This is a genomic window from Diaphorobacter sp. C33 (assembly GCF_030503915.1).
GTDB lineage: Bacteria > Pseudomonadota > Gammaproteobacteria > Burkholderiales > Burkholderiaceae_C > Diaphorobacter > Diaphorobacter nitroreducens.
In genome coordinates this window covers 1989061-2006126 of record NZ_CP129980.1, presented here as the reverse complement: position 1 = coordinate 2006126, position 17066 = coordinate 1989061, and the positions used below count along the sequence as shown (strand labels likewise).

Annotated in this window: 17 protein-coding genes; 12 read left to right on the top strand and 5 right to left on the bottom strand. The window is 65.9% G+C overall.

Annotated features, from left to right (window positions below; all coding sequences use genetic code 11):
* Positions 1-354 precede the first annotated feature (354 nt).
* The 12 genes from lepA to QY917_RS09470 all read left to right on the top strand — a co-directional run bounded on the left by lepA (position 355) and on the right by QY917_RS09470 (position 12472).
* A complete protein-coding gene (gene lepA / locus QY917_RS09525; RefSeq protein ID WP_011806391.1) occupies positions 355-2163 on the top strand; it encodes a translation elongation factor 4 in 1809 nt (602 codons plus the stop codon).
* Positions 2164-2168: 5 nt separating this feature from the next.
* Positions 2169-3146, top strand: coding sequence for a signal peptidase I (lepB, locus tag QY917_RS09520; RefSeq protein WP_088888474.1), 978 nt, complete (start codon positions 2169-2171; stop codon positions 3144-3146).
* 27 nt (positions 3147-3173) lie between these two features.
* The gene (locus QY917_RS09515) at positions 3174-3551 is read left to right on the top strand and encodes a DUF4845 domain-containing protein (RefSeq protein WP_123675901.1); all 378 of its coding nucleotides are present in this window, start codon (positions 3174-3176) and stop codon (positions 3549-3551) included.
* A gap of 5 nt (positions 3552-3556) precedes the next feature.
* Entirely contained in the window at positions 3557-4243 is a 687-nt protein-coding gene (gene rnc / locus QY917_RS09510; protein ID WP_123675902.1) for a ribonuclease III, read from the top strand.
* On the top strand, positions 4240-5253 hold the full coding sequence (era, locus tag QY917_RS09505) for a GTPase Era (RefSeq protein WP_011806387.1): 1014 nt from the start codon (positions 4240-4242) through the stop codon (positions 5251-5253). The genes rnc and era overlap by 4 nt, the downstream gene beginning before the upstream one ends.
* A 253-nt stretch (positions 5254-5506) precedes the next feature.
* Positions 5507-6295 (top strand): DNA repair protein RecO, encoded by a 789-nt coding sequence (recO, locus tag QY917_RS09500; protein WP_011806386.1) that lies wholly within the window; start codon positions 5507-5509, stop codon positions 6293-6295.
* A 209-nt stretch (positions 6296-6504) separates the two neighbouring features.
* Positions 6505-8193 carry a DUF4153 domain-containing protein gene (locus QY917_RS09495; protein ID WP_302076529.1) on the top strand — a complete coding sequence of 563 codons (1689 nt, stop codon included), beginning with the start codon at positions 6505-6507 and terminating at the stop codon, positions 8191-8193.
* 139 nt (positions 8194-8332) lie between these two features.
* Positions 8333-9112, top strand: coding sequence for a pyridoxine 5'-phosphate synthase (locus QY917_RS09490; protein ID WP_103737430.1), 780 nt, complete (start codon positions 8333-8335; stop codon positions 9110-9112).
* 51 nt (positions 9113-9163) lie between these two features.
* Entirely contained in the window at positions 9164-9556 is a 393-nt protein-coding gene (acpS, locus tag QY917_RS09485) for a holo-ACP synthase (RefSeq protein WP_123675904.1), read from the top strand.
* Positions 9557-9623: 67 nt separating this feature from the next.
* Entirely contained in the window at positions 9624-10724 is a 1101-nt protein-coding gene (nagZ, locus tag QY917_RS09480) for a beta-N-acetylhexosaminidase (protein ID WP_123675905.1), read from the top strand.
* Positions 10725-10738: 14 nt separating this feature from the next.
* Entirely contained in the window at positions 10739-11791 is a 1053-nt protein-coding gene (locus QY917_RS09475) for a 6-phosphofructokinase (protein ID WP_123676072.1), read from the top strand.
* Positions 11792-12019: 228 nt separating this feature from the next.
* The gene (locus QY917_RS09470; RefSeq protein WP_123675906.1) at positions 12020-12472 is read left to right on the top strand and encodes a carboxymuconolactone decarboxylase family protein; all 453 of its coding nucleotides are present in this window, start codon (positions 12020-12022) and stop codon (positions 12470-12472) included.
* A gap of 353 nt (positions 12473-12825) precedes the next feature.
* Here the strand turns inward: QY917_RS09470 and QY917_RS09465 are convergent, their stop codons facing one another.
* The 5 genes from QY917_RS09465 to livH all read right to left on the bottom strand — a co-directional run bounded on the left by QY917_RS09465 (position 12826) and on the right by livH (position 17020).
* A complete protein-coding gene (locus tag QY917_RS09465) occupies positions 12826-13047 on the bottom strand; it encodes a hypothetical protein (RefSeq protein WP_123675907.1) in 222 nt (73 codons plus the stop codon).
* 328 nt (positions 13048-13375) lie between these two features.
* Positions 13376-14077 carry an ABC transporter ATP-binding protein gene (locus QY917_RS09460; protein WP_085947542.1) on the bottom strand — a complete coding sequence of 234 codons (702 nt, stop codon included), beginning with the start codon at positions 14075-14077 and terminating at the stop codon, positions 13376-13378.
* Positions 14078-14088: 11 nt separating this feature from the next.
* Positions 14089-14856, bottom strand: coding sequence for a high-affinity branched-chain amino acid ABC transporter ATP-binding protein LivG (gene livG / locus QY917_RS09455; RefSeq protein ID WP_015913961.1), 768 nt, complete (start codon positions 14854-14856; stop codon positions 14089-14091).
* A complete protein-coding gene (locus QY917_RS09450; RefSeq protein WP_011806376.1) occupies positions 14853-16094 on the bottom strand; it encodes a high-affinity branched-chain amino acid ABC transporter permease LivM in 1242 nt (413 codons plus the stop codon). Before QY917_RS09450 ends, livG begins: the two co-directional genes overlap by 4 nt.
* The gene (gene livH, locus QY917_RS09445; protein WP_011806375.1) at positions 16094-17020 is read right to left on the bottom strand and encodes a high-affinity branched-chain amino acid ABC transporter permease LivH; all 927 of its coding nucleotides are present in this window, start codon (positions 17018-17020) and stop codon (positions 16094-16096) included. Before livH ends, QY917_RS09450 begins: the two co-directional genes overlap by 1 nt.
* Positions 17021-17066 lie beyond the last annotated feature (46 nt).

Genomic DNA, 17066 nt, shown 5'->3' with positions numbered 1-17066 from the left:
ACTTATTGATAGAATAAGTGCGTTTCAAAGGCGCCAATCAATATAACTCCACCTTGGACGTCGCCATGCGGAAAACGCGCTAAGTCATGCACAGGTTTTCCATGGCTTGTTCACTTGTTATTCAGCAATTTGAGATGTGTTGGTTGAATAAGATGTGGATAAGTGCCTCGTTGCAGCCCGGCAACGACCCCGGGCGCTTGTAGGACGCACCCCTTGTCGGGGCCTTTTTGCCTACAATGAAGCTCCAACTATCGCAGTTGCCAAAGATTGTTGGTTCAGGGCGCGTCGCTTGTTTGACGCGCCCTTTTTTCTTGTCATGAGCCTTGCAGTTCAAATACTTGTCGTATCCCGTTGATGAACCACATCAGAAATTTTTCGATCATTGCGCACATTGACCACGGCAAGTCCACGCTTGCTGACCGCATCATCCAACGCTGCGGGGGACTGGCCGACCGGGAGATGGAAGCACAGGTGCTCGACTCGATGGACATCGAGAAGGAGCGCGGGATCACCATCAAGGCGCAGACCGCGGCACTGCAATACAAAGCGCGTGATGGCAAGGTCTACAACCTGAACCTGATCGATACGCCGGGCCACGTGGACTTCTCTTATGAGGTGTCGCGCTCGCTTTCGGCGTGTGAGGGTGCATTGCTGGTGGTCGATGCATCGCAGGGCGTCGAGGCGCAGACCGTGGCCAACTGCTACACCGCGCTGGATCTGGGTGTGGAAGTGCTGCCCGTGCTCAACAAGATGGATCTGCCCCAGGCCGATCCAGACACCGCCAAGGCCGAGATCGAGGATGTAATTGGCATCGACGCAAGCGAAGCCATTGCCATTTCGGCCAAGACAGGCATGGGCATCGACGACGTGCTGGAGCAGATCGTTGCCAAGGTGCCGGCCCCGCGCGGCCAGTCCGAGGCGCCGCTGCGCGCGATGATCATCGATAGTTGGTTTGACTCCTACGTGGGCGTCGTCATGCTGGTCCGTGTGGTCGATGGCCGGCTGCAGAAGGGCGAACGCTTCAAGATGATGGCCAGCGGCGCGGCCTACGAGGCGAACAACCTCGGTGTGTTCACGCCCGCGCAGCAGTCGCGCGATGCGTTGGAGGCGGGCGAGGTGGGCTACATCATCGCCGGCATCAAGGAACTGAAGGCAGCGAAGGTGGGCGACACCATCACGCTGGAAAAGAAGCTGCCCAACAACCTGGGCCCCGCCACGGAGGCGCTGCCGGGCTTCAAGGAAATTCAGCCCCAGGTGTTTGCCGGCCTGTACCCGACGGAAGCCAACCAATACGACGCGCTGCGCGACGCCCTGGAAAAGCTGCAGCTCAACGATGCGTCGCTGCACTTCGAGCCCGAGGTTTCGCAGGCGCTGGGCTTCGGCTTCCGGTGCGGCTTCCTGGGGCTGCTGCACATGGAGATCGTGCAGGAACGCCTGGAGCGCGAATTCGACCAGGACCTGATCACCACCGCGCCCAGCGTGGTGTACGAGGTGGTCAAGGGCGACGGCGAGGTCATTATGGTCGAGAACCCGTCCAAGATGCCCGACCAGGGCAAGATTCAGGAGATCCGCGAGCCCATCGTGACCGTGCACCTGTATATGCCGCAGGACTACGTGGGCCCGGTCATGACGCTGGCCAACCAGAAGCGCGGCGTGCAGATGAACATGCAGTACCACGGCCGCCAGGTCATGCTGACCTACGAACTGCCGCTGGGCGAGATCGTGCTGGACTTCTTCGATAAGCTCAAGAGCGTCTCGCGCGGCTATGCCTCGATGGACTATGAGTTCAAGGAGTACCGCCCTTCCGACGTGGTCAAGGTGGACATCCTGCTCAACGGCGAAAAGGTGGACGCGCTGTCCATCATCGTCCACCGCAGCCAGTCGCAATACCGCGGCCGCGCGGTGGCGGCGAAGATGCGCGAGATCATCTCGCGTCAGATGTTCGACGTGGCCATCCAGGCGGCCATCGGCGCCAACATCATCGCGCGCGAGACCATCAAGGCATTGCGCAAGAACGTGCTGGCCAAGTGCTACGGCGGCGACATTACCCGCAAGCGCAAGCTGCTGGAAAAGCAGAAGGCAGGCAAGAAACGCATGAAGCAGATTGGTTCGGTGGAGGTGCCGCAAGAGGCCTTCCTGGCGATTCTGCAGGTTGAGGATTGATCGCTGTGCAAGTCATGCAATACATCACGGCCGCGGTGCTCGCGGCATTCGTGGGCTATGTGGGCGCGTGGTATTTCGGCGCGCTTGAGGGCAACTTCGCGCTGCTGCTGTTCCTGGCCACGGTGGTGACCGGGGCGTACTGGCTGGCCGAGCGCTTCATCTTCCTGCCCCGGCGCCGCCAGGCCGCGCAGGCACTGGAGGCCGCAGCGGCCCAGCGCCGCGCCGAGTTGGATCGCATGGGCATCCAGAAGGTGGACCAGGACGACCTCCAGGAAGCCAAGGGGCGCATCCTCATGCAACCCTGGTGGCTGGACTGGACGGCGGGGCTCTTCCCCGTGATCGCCATCGTCTTTCTGCTGCGCTCGTTCCTGTTCGAGCCCTTCAAGATTCCCTCGGGTTCGATGATCCCGACGCTGCTCGTGGGCGACCTGATCCTGGTGAACAAGTTCACCTATGGCCTGCGCCTGCCCGTGATCAACACCAAGATCACTGAAGGCAATCCGCTGCAGCGTGGTGACGTGGTGGTGTTCCGCTACCCGCCGCAACCCAACATGGACTACATCAAGCGCGTGGTGGGTATCCCAGGGGATGAAGTGGCCTACCTGAACAAGCGCCTGACGGTGAATGGCACGCCGGTGCCCACCACGGCACTACCGGACTTCTTCGACCCGGACGCGATGCGCTATTTCAAGCAGTTCGAGGAGCAACTGGGGGCACACCCGCACCGTCTTCTCAACAACCCCGAAGTTCCGGCGTTCGTGCAGGGTGCGAGCAATTACCAATTCCGCGATCAGTGCCGCTACAGCGTCGAGGGCGTGACCTGCAAGGTGCCTGAAGGGCACTACTTCATGATGGGTGACAACCGCGATAATTCGCTCGATTCGCGCTACTGGGGGTTCGTGCCGGACGGGAACATCGTAGGCAAGGCCTTCTTCGTGTGGATGAACTTCGGTAATCTCAAGCGCATCGGACCGTTCAACTAACCAGTATTGGCAGAGAGGGAAGCAGACATGGGAGCACAACGCACCACCACTCGTTCGCGTCAGCGGGGGCTGTCGTTCATCGGCGTGATTTTCGTGGGCCTGATCGCCGTGGCCGCATTCGCGATTGGCGGGCAGTCCGTACCCATCTTCCTCGAATACTTCGCGATCAAGAAGGCCGCGGTGAAGGCGGCGCGCGACGGCTCGACGGTGCCCGAGATCCGCGCAGCGTTCGACCGGGCAGCAGCCATTGACGACATCCATTCCATTGCCGGCAAGGACCTGGAAATCACCAAGCGCAATGACAAGATCGTGGTGTCATTCAGCTATTCGCGTGAAATTGCCCTGGCGGGACCGGCCTTCCTGGTCTACCGCTTCCAGGAATCGACCCAACCCCCGAATTACTAGTCTTAGTGCAACCGGCCAGTCTCTCCACGCTGCAGCAACGCCTGCAGCATCAGTTCTCCGATGCGTCGCTGCTGCAGCGCGCGCTCACCCACCGCAGCTTCAGCGCGGACCACAACGAACGCCTGGAATTCCTGGGCGACTCGGTGCTGAGCCTCGCGGTCTCCAGCCTGCTGTTTCGCCGCATGCGCGACCTGCCCGAAGGGGAGTTGTCGCGCGTGCGTGCACTGCTCGTCAAGCAGGACTCGCTACACCAGATCGCCGTGCGGCTGCAGTTGCCGCCGGTGCTGCGCCTGGGGGAGGGCGAGGCCAAGTCCGGCGGCAAGCTGCGCCCGTCCATCCTGGCCGATGCATTGGAGGCGATCATCGGCGCGGTGTACCTGGATGCGGGCTATGAGTGCGCCGAACGGCTGGTGCACCGCCTGTTCGAGGGCGTGGAGTTGAGTCCGCGCTTGCAGGAGGCTGCGAAGGATGCCAAGACCGCGTTGCAGGAGTGGCTGCAGGGCCGCAAAATGAATCTGCCTCAGTACCGGGTCGTCTCCACCACGGGCGCAGCGCACAACCAGGTGTTCCATGTGGAGTGCGAGGTGGTCGAGTTGCAGCGCGTGGAGCGCGGCAGCGGCGCATCGCGCCGCGCCGCTGAGCAGGCCGCCGCCGGTGCCATGCTGGCCCAGTTGAAAGCGAAAAACGTATGAATGCTACTGAAACCGTAGCTGGTAGCGCAGACGATTCGGGCGCTAGCGGCCAAAATGACCTGGAAGCCATGCTGGCGGCCGCGCGCCCCGGCGGCGATGCCCCGGCCGAGGCCAGCGGGCAGCGCTGCGGGCTGATCGCCATCGTGGGCAAACCCAATGTGGGCAAGTCCACGCTGATGAATGCGCTGGTGGGGCAGAAGATTTCCATCACCAGTCGCAAGGCGCAGACAACGCGGCACCGTATCACGGGCATCCGCACACGCGGCGCCACGCAGTTCGTGTTCGTGGACACGCCGGGCTTTCAGACCCGGCATTCCACCGCGCTCAACAAGTCGCTCAACAAGACCGTGATGGGCGCGATTGGCGACGTGGACCTGATTCTCTTCGTGGTCGAGGCCGGCAGCTTCACGCTGGCCGACGCCAAGGTGCTGTCGCTGTTCAAGCCGGGCATCCCCACGCTGCTCATCGCCAACAAGCTCGATACCGTGCATCGCCGCGCCGAGATCGCACCCTGGCTGCGGGACATGCAGGGCCGGCACCCGTTCGCGGAGTTCGTGCCCATGTCGGCCAAGAACAAGGGCGATATCGAGCGCCTTTACGGCATCTGCGAAAAGTACCTGCCCGAGCAGCCCTGGTGGTATGCCGAGGACGAGTTGACCGACCGCAGCGAGAAATTCCTCGCCTCTGAAACCGTGCGCGAGAAGCTGTTCCGCTTCACGGGCGACGAATTGCCCTACACCTCCACGGTGGTCATCGACAAGTTCGATGAGGAAAAGAGCAAGCAGCACAAGCGCTTCATCCGCATCGCGGCGACCATCGTGGTGGAGCGCGACGGCCACAAGGCCATGGTGATCGGCGAAAAGGGCGAACGCCTGAAGCGCATCAGCACCGAGGCGCGGCAGGAGCTTGAAAAGCTCATGGATGCCAAGGTGTTTCTGGAGGTCTGGGTCAAGGTACGTTCCGGCTGGGCCGATGATGAAGCGCGCGTGCGCTCCTTCGGTTATGAATAGGACCGTCCCGTGAACGGCTGTGCCGTCTTCCCCTGCGCGCGGCGCTGCGTTTCGCGGGCACAGGAGTGACGCGGTGGCTGGGCAAGGCTCGCTCCGCGCAGGCTTCTGGCGTGGCCCGTTTCGCTGCGCTCTGACGGGTGGTGCAGTGGCGACGTCACGCGGCGCGGGTGATGCTTGCACGCGGATTTTCAAGCAAATCAGCCTCCAGCGCTCATCTGTCAAGCGCTGGGAGCTATTAAAAAAATAGCAATTCATGGCCGCCCGCCGCATCGCCGACGAGCCCGCCTACGTACTCCACAGCTACGACTGGAGCGAATCCAGCCTGATCCTGGAGACGTTCACGCGCCATTACGGCCGCGTGGCGCTGGTCGCCAAAGGGGCGAAGAAGCCCACCTCCAACTTTCGGCCCGTGCTGCTGCCGCTGCAGCCGCTGCGGGTGACCTACACGCTGGGCGGCGAGGGGCATGGCGAGATCCATGCGCTCAAGGGCGCGGAGTGGGCGGGTGGCCATGTCATGCCGACGGGCGATGCGTTGCTATCGGGCCTGTACCTCAACGAACTGCTCCTGCGGCTGCTGGCGCGTGAGGACACCCACGCGCCGCTGTTCGATACCTATGCCGGCGTGGTGCGCGTGCTGGCAACCGTGGACCACGAGGGGGAACATGGCGATGCGCTGGAGCCCGTGCTGCGCAGCTTCGAGCTGCTGCTGCTGCGCGAGATCGGCCTGCTGCCGGGCCTGGATGCCGAGACCTCCACGCTTGCTCCGCTGCACGCGGCGGCGCGCTACGCGCTCGTACCGGAGGCCGGCCTGCGCCCGGCCGTGCCGGCCGACCGGGCGGCGCTTTCGGGAGGCCAGTGGCTGGCCCTGCAGGGCGCGCTGGACGAGCCCGCGCGCTACACCGCCACGCTGCGGGCCATCGCGACAGCCGAGGCGCCGGTGGCGGCCGATCTCAAGACGCAGTTGCGTGCGCTGCTGCAATACCACTGCGGCAGCCCCTTGCTGCGCACGCGCCAGTTGATGATGGATCTGCAGAAACTCTGAGAGGCTGTCCTCAGGCTTTCCTCGCGGCGCTTGGCACCGCACCCGGCGGCGTGGCATATCTTGCCAATGGCACGCGCTGTCGGCGCCCGATGTGCCGTGCAGACGGGCCAGTCCGCGAGAATCGCTTCCGCGATGGGTTTGAGGGCAGCTTCTGAAACACAGACAACGGGAGGGAACAGGGCATGGAGCATGGCAGGGCAAGAGGGTGGATGATCGGCTGGGCGATCGCGCAGGGCGCCGCATTGTGGGCGTTGCACGGGCTGCTGCCGAAGGGCGACGCCGCTGTGCTCTGGCCGCTCTACGCCGTGGTGCTGGCGGTGCCGCCGACCCTGCAACTGCTGGCAGCGCACCGTGCACGCCGCCTGCTGTGGGTGCACGCAGCGGCCCTGGCCATGGTGTTCGCCGCGGCCGCGGCTTATGCGGGCCATGCCTCGCTGGGTGAGAACCGCGGCCGCGCCGCCATGGCCCTGGGGGTGCTGCTGTCCTGCAGCTGGTTCGTGCTGCTGCCTTTTGCCGAGCAACGCCTGGCCAGCGGCACCTGGGCGCGCGACTACGCCCGGCTCTTCGCCACGGCCTGGCGCCATGCCTTCCAGTTGCTGTTGGCGGGCCTGTTCGCCGGGCTGTTCTGGGCGCTGCTGTTCCTGCTGGCCGGGCTGTTCAAGGTGCTGGGCGTGTCGCTATTTCTGGACACATTCACCAGCCGCCCGTTCGTCTACATGGCTACCCCGATGGCGTTCAGCATAGGGTTGTCGCTGTACGCGGCGCGGGAAGAAGCGTTGGCGGGTTTCTGGCGTTCGATGCTACAGGTGCTGGGCTGGCTGTTGCCGCTGGCCTGCCTGATCGCTTTGCTGTTCCTCGTGGCGCTGCCGGTGCGCGGCCTGGCACCGCTGTGGAAGACCGGGCACGCCACGGCGCTCATGCTCGGTCTCATGGCGTGGCTGGTGTTTCTGTTCAACGTGGCCTGGAGCGACGGCCGGGCGGAAAGCCAGCGCTTCAGCCCCGGGCTGCAGCGCTTTTGCGCGGCCGGCCTGCTGGCAATGCCCGTGTATGCCGCGCTGTGCGCCTATGCGCTGGGACTGCGGGTGACGCAGTACGGCTGGAGCGCGGACCGCGTCTGGGCCGCGCTGGCCGTGGCTCTGATGGCGGTCTACGCCGTCGGGTATGCGGTGGCCGCACTGCGGCGCGGTGCGCCCTGGATGGCGCTGGCGCGGCGGGTGAACGTGGCGGCGGCCTGGCTGGCCGTTGCGCTGGCCTTGTTGACCTGCACGCCCGTGCTGGACCCGGCGCGCATCGCTGTCGCCAGCCAGCTGGCGCGCCTGCAGGCGCAGCGCGTGGACGTGCAGGCCTTCGACTTCCGCTACCTGCGCTGGGACGCGGGCCGGGCCGGTCGCGCGGCGTTGGAGCAGTTGGCGCAGGAGCAGAGCCACCCCCAGGCCGCGCAGATCCGGGAACAGGCCCAGGCCGCCCAGCAGGACACGCACCGGTACGCGCGGGGCCGTGGAACGCCTGTTTGGACCGCCGAGACCCTGCGCGCCCGGTTGCAGCCGTTTCCCGCCGACGCGGCGCCCGATGCCGCATGGCTTGAATTCCTGCTCACCCAGCTGCGGGGGAACCAGCTGTCGCTGACCTGCACCGAGGCCGCGCCCTGTCCCGTGCTGCGCATCGACCTGGACGGTGACGGGCAGGCGGAGCAGGTGCTGCTCAGCGGCTATGCGAGCCAGGTGTTCGCGCGGGACGGTGCGCAGTGGCGGACGGTGGGGCGTCTGCAGGGCAACCTCCGGCATGTGCAGGGCGCGCGGGCCGGGCAGTGGGTGGAGCAGGGCGTCCAGACCCAGCCGCCCCGCTGGCGCGACCTGGTGATCGGCGGCGAGCGCTACTCGGTGCGCGAGACGGACTGAGGTGGCCCGGCGGCGTTGCGCAGGCGCCCCGGCGCGGCCGCAACCCGCGCCGCCGCGCGCCGCGGCCTTGCGCAGCGTCGTCCCCGCCCCCGTCGCAGATTGCTATATTGCCTAGCTTCACGCCACCGCTTCGCATCCCATGACCACCTCCCACGCGCGCACCGCCCTCTCCGTGAACGTCAACAAAGTGGCGCTGGTGCGCAACACGCGCCATCTGGGCATTCCCAGCGTGCTGCGCGCCGCGCAGCTGTGCCTGGAGGCGGGGGCGCAGGGCATCACCGTCCATCCGCGCCCCGACGAGCGGCACATCCGTGCGCACGATGTGTACCAACTGGCCGAGCTGCTCAAGCAATGGCCGCAGGCCGAGTACAACATCGAGGGCAACCCCACGCACAACCTGATGGAGTTCATCCGCCAGGTGCGCCCGCACCAGGCCACCTTCGTGCCCGACAGCCAGGACCAGTTCACCAGCGACCACGGCTGGAGCTTTCCGCAAGATGCCGAGCGCCTGGCGCCCCTGATTGCCGAATGCCGGCAGTTGGGCGTGCGCGTGAGCCTGTTCATGGACCCCGTGCCCGAGCAAATGGCCGCCGCGCGCGCCGTGGGGGCCGACCGCGTGGAGCTGTACACCGAGCCTTACGCCGCCGCCTGGGGCACGCCGCAGCAGGCAGCGCAACTGGAGCGCTACCGCGCTGCCGCCCAGGCCGCGCTGGATGTCGGCCTGGGGGTGAACGCGGGCCACGACCTCAGCCGCGACAACCTGGCGGACTTCCTGGCCCACGTGCCCGGCGTGCTGGAGGTGTCCATCGGCCATGCGCTGATCGCCGATGCGCTGGAGTTGGGCTACGGCGACACAGTGCGCGCCTACCAGCGCTGCATCGCCCAGGGCATGACGGAGCGGGGACTCCTGAAACCATAGCTGCTGGCGCTTGTTGGATAAGCGCTAGAGACCTATTTGACTCATTACCCCATGATCTACGGCATCGGTACCGACATCTGCGACGTGCGCCGCATCCGCGCCAGCCTGGCGCGCCATGGCGATCGCTTCGCCGAAAAGGTGCTGGCCGATGGCGAACTGGCCACCTGGCGCGCACGCTCGGCGCGCTGGCCCGAGCGCGGCGTGCGCTACCTGGCCACGCGCTTTTCTGCCAAGGAGGCCTTCAGCAAGGCCATTGGCCTGGGCATGCACATGCCCATGACCTGGCGGCACTGCGAAGTGGCCAACCTGCCCAGCGGCCAGCCCATGATCGTGCTGCACGGCGCGCTGCAGGACTGGTTTGCCGCGCGCGGCCTGCGCTGCCACCTGAGCGTGACTGACGAGAGCGACTACGCCGCCAGCTTCTGCGTGGTCGAGAAAGATTGAAGCCAAATCAGCCCGCAGCGCTTGTGTGGCAAGCGCTGGTAGCTATCAAAATGAAAGCATGCAACCCATGACAGAACACGCACCCCTCATCATCGATGTGGCCGGCACGCAGCTCACCGCCACCGATCGCCAGCGCTTGGCCCACCCGCTCGTGGGCGGCGTGATCCTGTTCGCGCGCAACTGGGAGCACCGCGCGCAGTTGCTGGAACTCACCGCCGCCATCAAGGCCGTGCGGGGCGACCTGCTGATCTGCGTGGACCATGAGGGCGGTCGCGTGCAGCGCTTCAAGACCGATGGCTTCACGCACATCCCGCCCATGCGTGCCTTCGGCGAGCTGTGGATGGACGACGGCAAGGGCAGCAAGCACCGCGAAGGCAGCGGCGCCCTGCGCGCCATGGACGCCGCCACGGCGGCGGGCTACGTGCTGGGCAGTGAGCTGCGCGCCTGCGGTGTGGACTTCTCCTTCACGCCGGTGCTCGACCTGGACTACGGCGCCAGCGGCGTGATCGGTGACCGGGCCTTTGCCCGCGACCCGCGCGTGGTCGCCATGCTGGCGCGCGCGCTCATGCAGGGCCTGCTGCAGGCGGGCATGGCCAACTGCGGCAAGCATTTTCCCGGCCATGGCTTCGTCAAGGCCGATTCGCACACCGAGATTCCGGTGGACCGCCGCAGCCTCACGGCGATCCTGGCCGACGACGCGGCGCCGTACCCGTGGCTGTCCACGGTGCTCACCAGCGTGATGCCCGCGCATGTGATCTACCCCAAGGTGGACAACCGCCCGGCGGGCTTCTCCACCAAGTGGCTGCAGGACATCCTGCGCGGACGGCTGCGCTTTGACGGCGCCATCTTCAGCGACGACCTGAGCATGGAGGGCGCCCGTCGTTTGAACGGCCTGGACGGCGAGGTGGTCAGCTACACCGACGCCGGTGTAGCCGCGCTCAATGCTGGCTGCGACCTGGTGCTGCTGTGCAACCAGAGCCTGGGCGGCGGCGCGGCGGTGGACGAACTCATCGATGGCCTGGCCGCCGCGCAGGCCGCGGGCCGCTGGCAGGCCAGCGGTGCGAGCGAGGCGCGCCGCCTGGCCCTGCTGCCCGAGACACTGCCCCAGCCGTGGGACGACCTCATGGTGCAGCCAGCGTACATGCACGCGCTGGACCTGTTGCCTTAAAACGGGTGGCGGCGATGCGTGTCGGCGTACTCACCGGCGGGGGCGACTGCCCGGGGCTGAACGCGGTGATCCGCGCGGTCACCAAGTCGCTGATCCACCACGGACACTGCGAGGTACTGGGCATCGAAGACGGCTTCGAGGGCCTGATGGGCGAAGCGTCGCGCGCGCGGCTGCTCACCTGGGACCAGGTCTCGGGCATCGTGCACATGGGCGGCACCATCCTGGGCACGAGCAACAGCGCCAACCCGCTGAAGGACGAAGCGACGCTGGCCCAGGTGGAGCGCAACGTGCGCGCGCTGGGCCTGGACGTGGTGGTGGCCATTGGCGGCGACGGCACCATGAGCCTGGCCCATGGCCTGGCGCGGATCGGGCTGCAATGCGTGGGCGTGCCCAAGACCATCGACAACGACATTGCCCTGTGCGAGCGCAGCTTCGGCTTTGACACCGCCGTGGCCACGGCCACCGACGCGATGCGCCGCATCGAGAGCACGGCTTACAGCCACCACCGCGTCATGATCGTCGAGACCATGGGTCGCCATGCGGGCTGGCTGGCCCTAGAGAGCGGCATTGCCGCCGCGGCCGACGTGATCCTGCTGCCCGAGGTCGACTACGACCTGCAGCCCATCATCGAGCGCTGCCGTCGGCGCGAGCAGCGCCAGCGCTACACCATCATCTGCATCGGCGAAGGCGCCAAGGAGCGTGGCGCCGGCCTCACGGTACGCGAGCAGGTGGCCCACAGCCCCGACCCGGTGCGCTTGGGTGGCGTGGGCCATGTGCTGCGCCAGCGGCTGCAGCCGCATCTGCAAAGCGAGGTGCGCACCACCGTGCTGGGCCATGTGCAGCGCGGGGGCGACCCGACCGCGTTCGATCGGGTGCTGGCCACGCGCTTCGGTCACCGGGCGGCGCAACTGGTGATCGATGGCCAGTTCGGCCACATGGTCACGCTACAGGGCGGGCACATCGCCAGTGTCCCCATCGCCCAGGTGGCCAACACCCAGCGCAAGGTGCCGCTGGACCATGAACTGATCGCCATCGCGCGGGCGATCGACGTGTGCCTGGGGGAGTAGATAGGCCGGTTGTGCTTCATGTTTAGGAGCTGCTCGCGCTTGATGCGCAAGGCTTAGAGGCAAATTCGATTCGCATTTTGTCCTGCATGCCATTGCGGTCTTATGACCGTGCCGGCCGGGTGTTCTGCCGCGCATCTGAGACGATCAGGGCTGGCCGGCACTGTCGGGCCAGCCCGCGGTAGCCCATCGCTGGCGCCGTTTTTCTGCCGGACAGGCATCGGGAGCGGTATGCGTGAACGAGTGAATCTTGGAAAGAGCGCCCCCGCGCTGTATCAGGCGGTGGTGGAGTTGGACCGGTTGGCGTCCGAGGCTGCGGCACAGGCCGGCATCGCGACGGGGTTCGCGCACCTCCTGCGCCTGCGGGCATCCCAGCTCAACCAGTGCGCCTTCTGTGTCAGGCTGCACGCACGGGACGCGCTGGCCAGCCAGGAGAGCGGCGACCGCATTGCGGTGCTGCCCGCGTGGCGTGAGACCGATTACTTCAGCCCGAAGGAGCGCGCCGCTCTGGAACTGGTGGAAGCCGTCACCTTGGTCGCGGACGGGCAGGTGCCCGATGCCGTTTACGCGCAGGCAGCAGGCGTCTTGTCCAAGGAGGAGATAGCCGCCGTTGAATGGCTGGCGGTGGTCATCAACGCCTGGAACCGGATCGCCATCTCCAGCCGCTACCCGGTCAGGGCCTGACGGCGGCGGGCCGCCGCAGCGGCCTATGCCCTTACGTGAAGTCCGCCGCACGGTGCGGGCCCTGGACAAGCGCGCGTGGGGACGACACGCCCTGCGGGCGGCGGCATGGCTGGATGGGGAAGGATGTTCACACGCATCAGGTGGGCCTGAACGCACTCACCGCGCCTTTGGTGCGAATGACGAGGGTGCCGCGGAGCTGTGCGCTGGGTGCCAAGCCAGCGGTGGGCGGTAATCGGCCGCGCTGTTGGGGCCGGGAAACCCGTTCGGGAGATTGGTAGACGGCGGCAGCGGCGGTGCCTGCCCGCAGGTGCCGAAAGCGCTTGCGCGCCCAGGCACCGTTGGGGTTACCACATTCAGCGATCCTGCTGGTTCTGCTTGCCGCCCATTTGGTTGGGGCTCTGCTGGCTCTGCAATTTCTGCTGATCTCGCTGATCTTGCTGGTTCAGGTTCTGCTGCCGGCTCGGATCCTGCTGGCCTTGTTGGCCCTGCTGTTGGTTCTGCTGGTTTTGCTGGTTTTGCTGGTTTTGCTGCTGTTGTTGTTGCTGATTCTGGGTTTGGTTGCCTTGCTGTGCCATGGTCGTTCTCCAAAGAGGTGGACAGGCGGGATTGCCTGCAGGTCCATTGAAATGGTCGCGTACAGGGAAACAGGTCAGCGGTTTCCTACCTGCGTGGTAGGAGGCACGCTACTGCGGCGGCCATTCTTTGGGCTGCGACGTGGAGCAGTCCCGGCACTTGCCACGGGAAACGCGGGGGCCTCAGCACCGCACGCGTTGCAAGCGGGGCGCGCTTGTCGTTCAGGTGGAATCTGAAGAAAATATGATTCCAAGCCTTATGGGGTAAGCGCGAGCAGCTATCAAAAGAAAAGCGGCCTGTAGGCCGCTTTCGTGTCGCACCAGCTTTGCGTCAAGCGCCCAGATAGGCCTTGCGCACGTCCGCATTGGTGAGCAGGGCGGCGCCTGTGTCCTCCAGCACCACGCGGCCGTTTTCCAGCACGTAGCCGCGGTCGGCGATCTGCAGGGCGCGGTTGGCGTTCTGCTCCACCAGAAACACGGTCACGCCCTCGGCACGGATGGCCTGGATGATCTCGAAGATCTGCGCAATGATCAGCGGCGCCAGGCCCAGCGTGGGCTCGTCCAGCAGCAGCAGGCGGGGCTTGCTCATCAGCGCGCGGCCGATGGCCAGCATCTGCTGCTCGCCACCCGACATGGTGCCGGCACGCTGCGCTGCGCGGTCCTTCAGGCGCGGAAACAGCTTGAACACGTGTTCCATGCCCTCCTCAATGGCAGCGCCGTCCTGGAAGAAGCCGCCCATCTTCAGGTTCTCGACCACGGTCAGGTTCGAGAAGATGCGGCGTCCCTCGGGCGAGACGGCGATGCCCTTGCGCATGATGAGGTGTGTGGGTTGCTGGGTGATGTCCTCGCCCTCGAAGCGCACGGTGCCACCGCTGGCGCGCGGCGTGCCGCACAGGGTCATGAGCAGCGAGGTCTTGCCCGCGCCATTGGAGCCGATTAGCGAGACGATTTCGCCCTGGTTCACGTGCAGGCTCACGCCATTCACGGCGCAGATCGCGCCGTAGTGCGTGGACAGGTTTTCTACTTGCAGCATGGGCTGGGCCATCACGCTTCCCCCAGATAGGCCTTGATGACCCGTTCGTCGTTGCGGATGGCGTCGGGCGTGCCCATGGCGATGGGCTTGCCGTATTCCATGACCAGGATGCGCTCGGAAACGCCCATCACCAGCCCCATGTCGTGCTCGATGAGCAGCACCGTCACTCCGTACTGGCGGCGCAATTGGTCGATCAGCGCCTGCAGGTCCTTCTTCTCCTGCGGATTCAGGCCCGCGGCGGGCTCGTCCAGCATGAGCAGGCGCGGCTTGGTGATCATGCAGCGCGCGATCTCCAGGCGGCGCTGGTGCCCGTAGGCCAGGTTGCCGGCCTCGCGGTTCACGAACTCGCGCAGGCCCATGACGTCCAGCCAGTGCATGGCTTGATCGATCTTCTCGGCCTCGCTCCGGCGGTAGCGCGCGGTGTTGAACAGGCCCGCCAGCAGCGGCGCCTGTGACTGGTGGTGCTGGGCCACCAGCAGGTTCTCCAGCACCGTCATGCCCTTGAACAGGCGCACGTTCTGGAACGTGCGCACCACGCCCTGGCGCGCGACCTGGTGGCTGGTGTAGCCCGCGATGGCCTGGCCCTGCAGCGCGATCTGGCCGCTGCTCGGTTGGTAGAAGCCGCTGATGCAGTTGAACACCGTGGTCTTGCCCGCACCGTTGGGGCCGATGATGGCAAACACCTCCTGCGGTTTCACGTCGAAGGCCACATGGTCCACCGCCAGCAGGCCGCCGAAGCGCATGCACAGGTCCTTGACCTCAAGCAGGGGGGCGCTCATGCGGGCACCTCCACATGGTGGCGTTTCATGGGCAGCAGGCCCTGCGGGCGCCACACCATCATCAGGATCATGACCAGGCCGAAGATCAGCATGCGGTACTCGGAGAATTCGCGTGCCAGTTCGGGCAACACGGTGAGGATGATGGCCGCCACGATTACGCCCAGCTGCGAGCCCATGCCGCCCAGCACCACGATGGCCAGGATCAGCGCAGACTCGATGAAGGTGAACGACTCGGGGTTCACGATGCCCTGGCGCGCCGCGAAGAACGCGCCGCCGAAGCCCGCGAACATGGCGCCCAGCGTGAAGGCCGAGAGCTTGATCTTCATGGGGTTTAGGCCCAGCGACCGGCAGGCGATCTCGTCCTCGCGCAGTGCCTCCCAGGCGCGGCCGATGGGCATGCGGATCAGGCGGTTGCTGATGAACAGCGTGACCACCGCGAGCAGCAGCGCCATCAGGTACAGGGCGATCACCATGTGCAGGGAGTTGAACTCCATCCCGAAGAACTGGTGGAAGGTGGTGCCGCCCTCCACGGTGGGCGAGCGCGTCATCTCCAGGCCCAGCACGGACGGCTTGGGAATGCTGGAGATGCCGTCCGGTCCACCCGTCCAGTCGGTCAGGTTGACCAGCAGCAGCCGGATGATTTCGCCAAAGCCCAGCGTCACGATGGCCAGATAGTCACCCCGCAGGCGCAGCACTGGAAAGCCCAGCACGAAGCCGAACAGCGCCGCCGCCGCGCCGGCCAGGGGAAGGGCTTCCCAGAAGCTCCAGCCGGCCCAGTGGAACAGCAGCGCATAGGTGTAGGCACCCACGGCATAGAAGCCCACGAAGCCCAGGTCCAACAGGCCGGCGAAGCCCACCACGATGTTCAGACCGAGGCCCAGCATCACGTAGATCATGGCCAGCGTGGCGATGTCCACGGCGTTGCGGCCGGCGAAGAACGGCCACGATGCCGCGATCATCAGCGCCACGAAGATCAGCACCTTGCGCTGGCCCGGCGCCGCCTGAGGCAGGCTGGGCAGCGACAGCTTGGGCAGCCGCGCACCCAGCAGCGGGCGCAGCAGTTGCACCACGAACACGGCGAGGCACCCCCACAGCAGCGTGCGCCACTCGGGCACGATGATGGTGCGCGTGCCTGCGCGCTCCAGGTGCAGCGTGAAGATGGGCAGTACCACGATGGCCGCCAGAAAGGTGGCGATCAGCGCGTTCTTGAGATGGGAAGAAAAACCGGTGGCGTGCATCAGACTTTCTCCACTTCAGGCTTGCCCAGCAGGCCCGTGGGGCGCACCAGCAGGATGAGCACCAGCAGGCCGAAGGCCACGATGTCCTTGTACTCCGACGAGATGTAGGCGGCGGCGAAGGTCTCGGCCACGCCCAGGATCACCCCGCCCAGCATGGCGCCGGGAATGGAGCCGATGCCCCCGAGGACGGCCGCCGTGAACGCCTTGATGCCTGCGATGAACCCGATGAAGGGGTTGAGCTTGCCCACGGCGAGCGCGATCAGCACGCCGCCCACGGCCGCCAGCATGGCGCCCAGGATGAAGGTGAACGAGATCACGCGGTTGGTGTCGATGCCCAGCAGGTTGGCCATGTGCATGTCCTGCGAGCAGGCGCGCGAGGCGCGGCCCATGCGCGAGTGCTGGATGTACAGCGTGAGCGCAATCATCAGCACCACCGCCACGGCGATGATGAGGATGCGCGAGTAGGGCACGTAGACCTCGAAGCCGCCTTCGCTGCCAAAGCGCAGCGCGCCGGGGATCAGCGAGGGCACGGCCATGTCGCGCGCGCCCTGGCCCAGCGCCACCCAGTTCTGCAGGAAGATGGACATGCCGATGGCCGAGATCAGCGCCACCAGGCGCGGGCTGCTGCGCAGCGGCTTGTAGGCCACCTGCTCCACCACGAAGCCGTAGACGCCCGTGATGGCCACCGCTACCACCAGCATCAGGGCGATGATCGCCCACACCGGCAGGCCACTCTGCACGCCGACGGCCGACAGCGTGACCAGGCCGATGTAGGCGCCGATCATGTAGATGTCGCCATGGGCGAAGTTGATCATTCCGATGATGCCGTAGACCATCGTGTAGCCGATCGCGATCAGCGCGTAGATGGCGCCCAGCGAAAGACCATTGAACAGCTGTTGTACCAGCTGGGGTATGAGATCAGACATGCATGCCACCCCTCAACAGGAAAAGGCCCCTCCAGGGGCCGAATGC

Coding starts and splice junctions, on each gene's coding strand:
- lepA (WP_011806391.1), top strand. CDS start 355: ATGAACCACATCAGAAATTTTTCGATCATTGCGCACATTGACCACGGC.
- QY917_RS09450 (WP_011806376.1), bottom strand. CDS start 16,094: ATGCACGCCACCGGTTTTTCTTCCCATCTCAAGAACGCGCTGATCGCC.
- era (WP_011806387.1), top strand. CDS start 4,240: ATGAATGCTACTGAAACCGTAGCTGGTAGCGCAGACGATTCGGGCGCT.
- recO (WP_011806386.1), top strand. CDS start 5,507: ATGGCCGCCCGCCGCATCGCCGACGAGCCCGCCTACGTACTCCACAGC.
- livG (WP_015913961.1), bottom strand. CDS start 14,856: ATGAGCGCCCCCCTGCTTGAGGTCAAGGACCTGTGCATGCGCTTCGGC.
- QY917_RS09465 (WP_123675907.1), bottom strand. CDS start 13,047: ATGGCACAGCAAGGCAACCAAACCCAGAATCAGCAACAACAACAGCAG.
- QY917_RS09515 (WP_123675901.1), top strand. CDS start 3,174: ATGGGAGCACAACGCACCACCACTCGTTCGCGTCAGCGGGGGCTGTCG.
- nagZ (WP_123675905.1), top strand. CDS start 9,624: ATGACAGAACACGCACCCCTCATCATCGATGTGGCCGGCACGCAGCTC.
- QY917_RS09470 (WP_123675906.1), top strand. CDS start 12,020: ATGCGTGAACGAGTGAATCTTGGAAAGAGCGCCCCCGCGCTGTATCAG.
- QY917_RS09475 (WP_123676072.1), top strand. CDS start 10,739: ATGCGTGTCGGCGTACTCACCGGCGGGGGCGACTGCCCGGGGCTGAAC.
- QY917_RS09460 (WP_085947542.1), bottom strand. CDS start 14,077: ATGCTGCAAGTAGAAAACCTGTCCACGCACTACGGCGCGATCTGCGCC.
- acpS (WP_123675904.1), top strand. CDS start 9,164: ATGATCTACGGCATCGGTACCGACATCTGCGACGTGCGCCGCATCCGC.
- QY917_RS09490 (WP_103737430.1), top strand. CDS start 8,333: ATGACCACCTCCCACGCGCGCACCGCCCTCTCCGTGAACGTCAACAAA.
- livH (WP_011806375.1), bottom strand. CDS start 17,020: ATGTCTGATCTCATACCCCAGCTGGTACAACAGCTGTTCAATGGTCTT.
- QY917_RS09495 (WP_302076529.1), top strand. CDS start 6,505: ATGATCGGCTGGGCGATCGCGCAGGGCGCCGCATTGTGGGCGTTGCAC.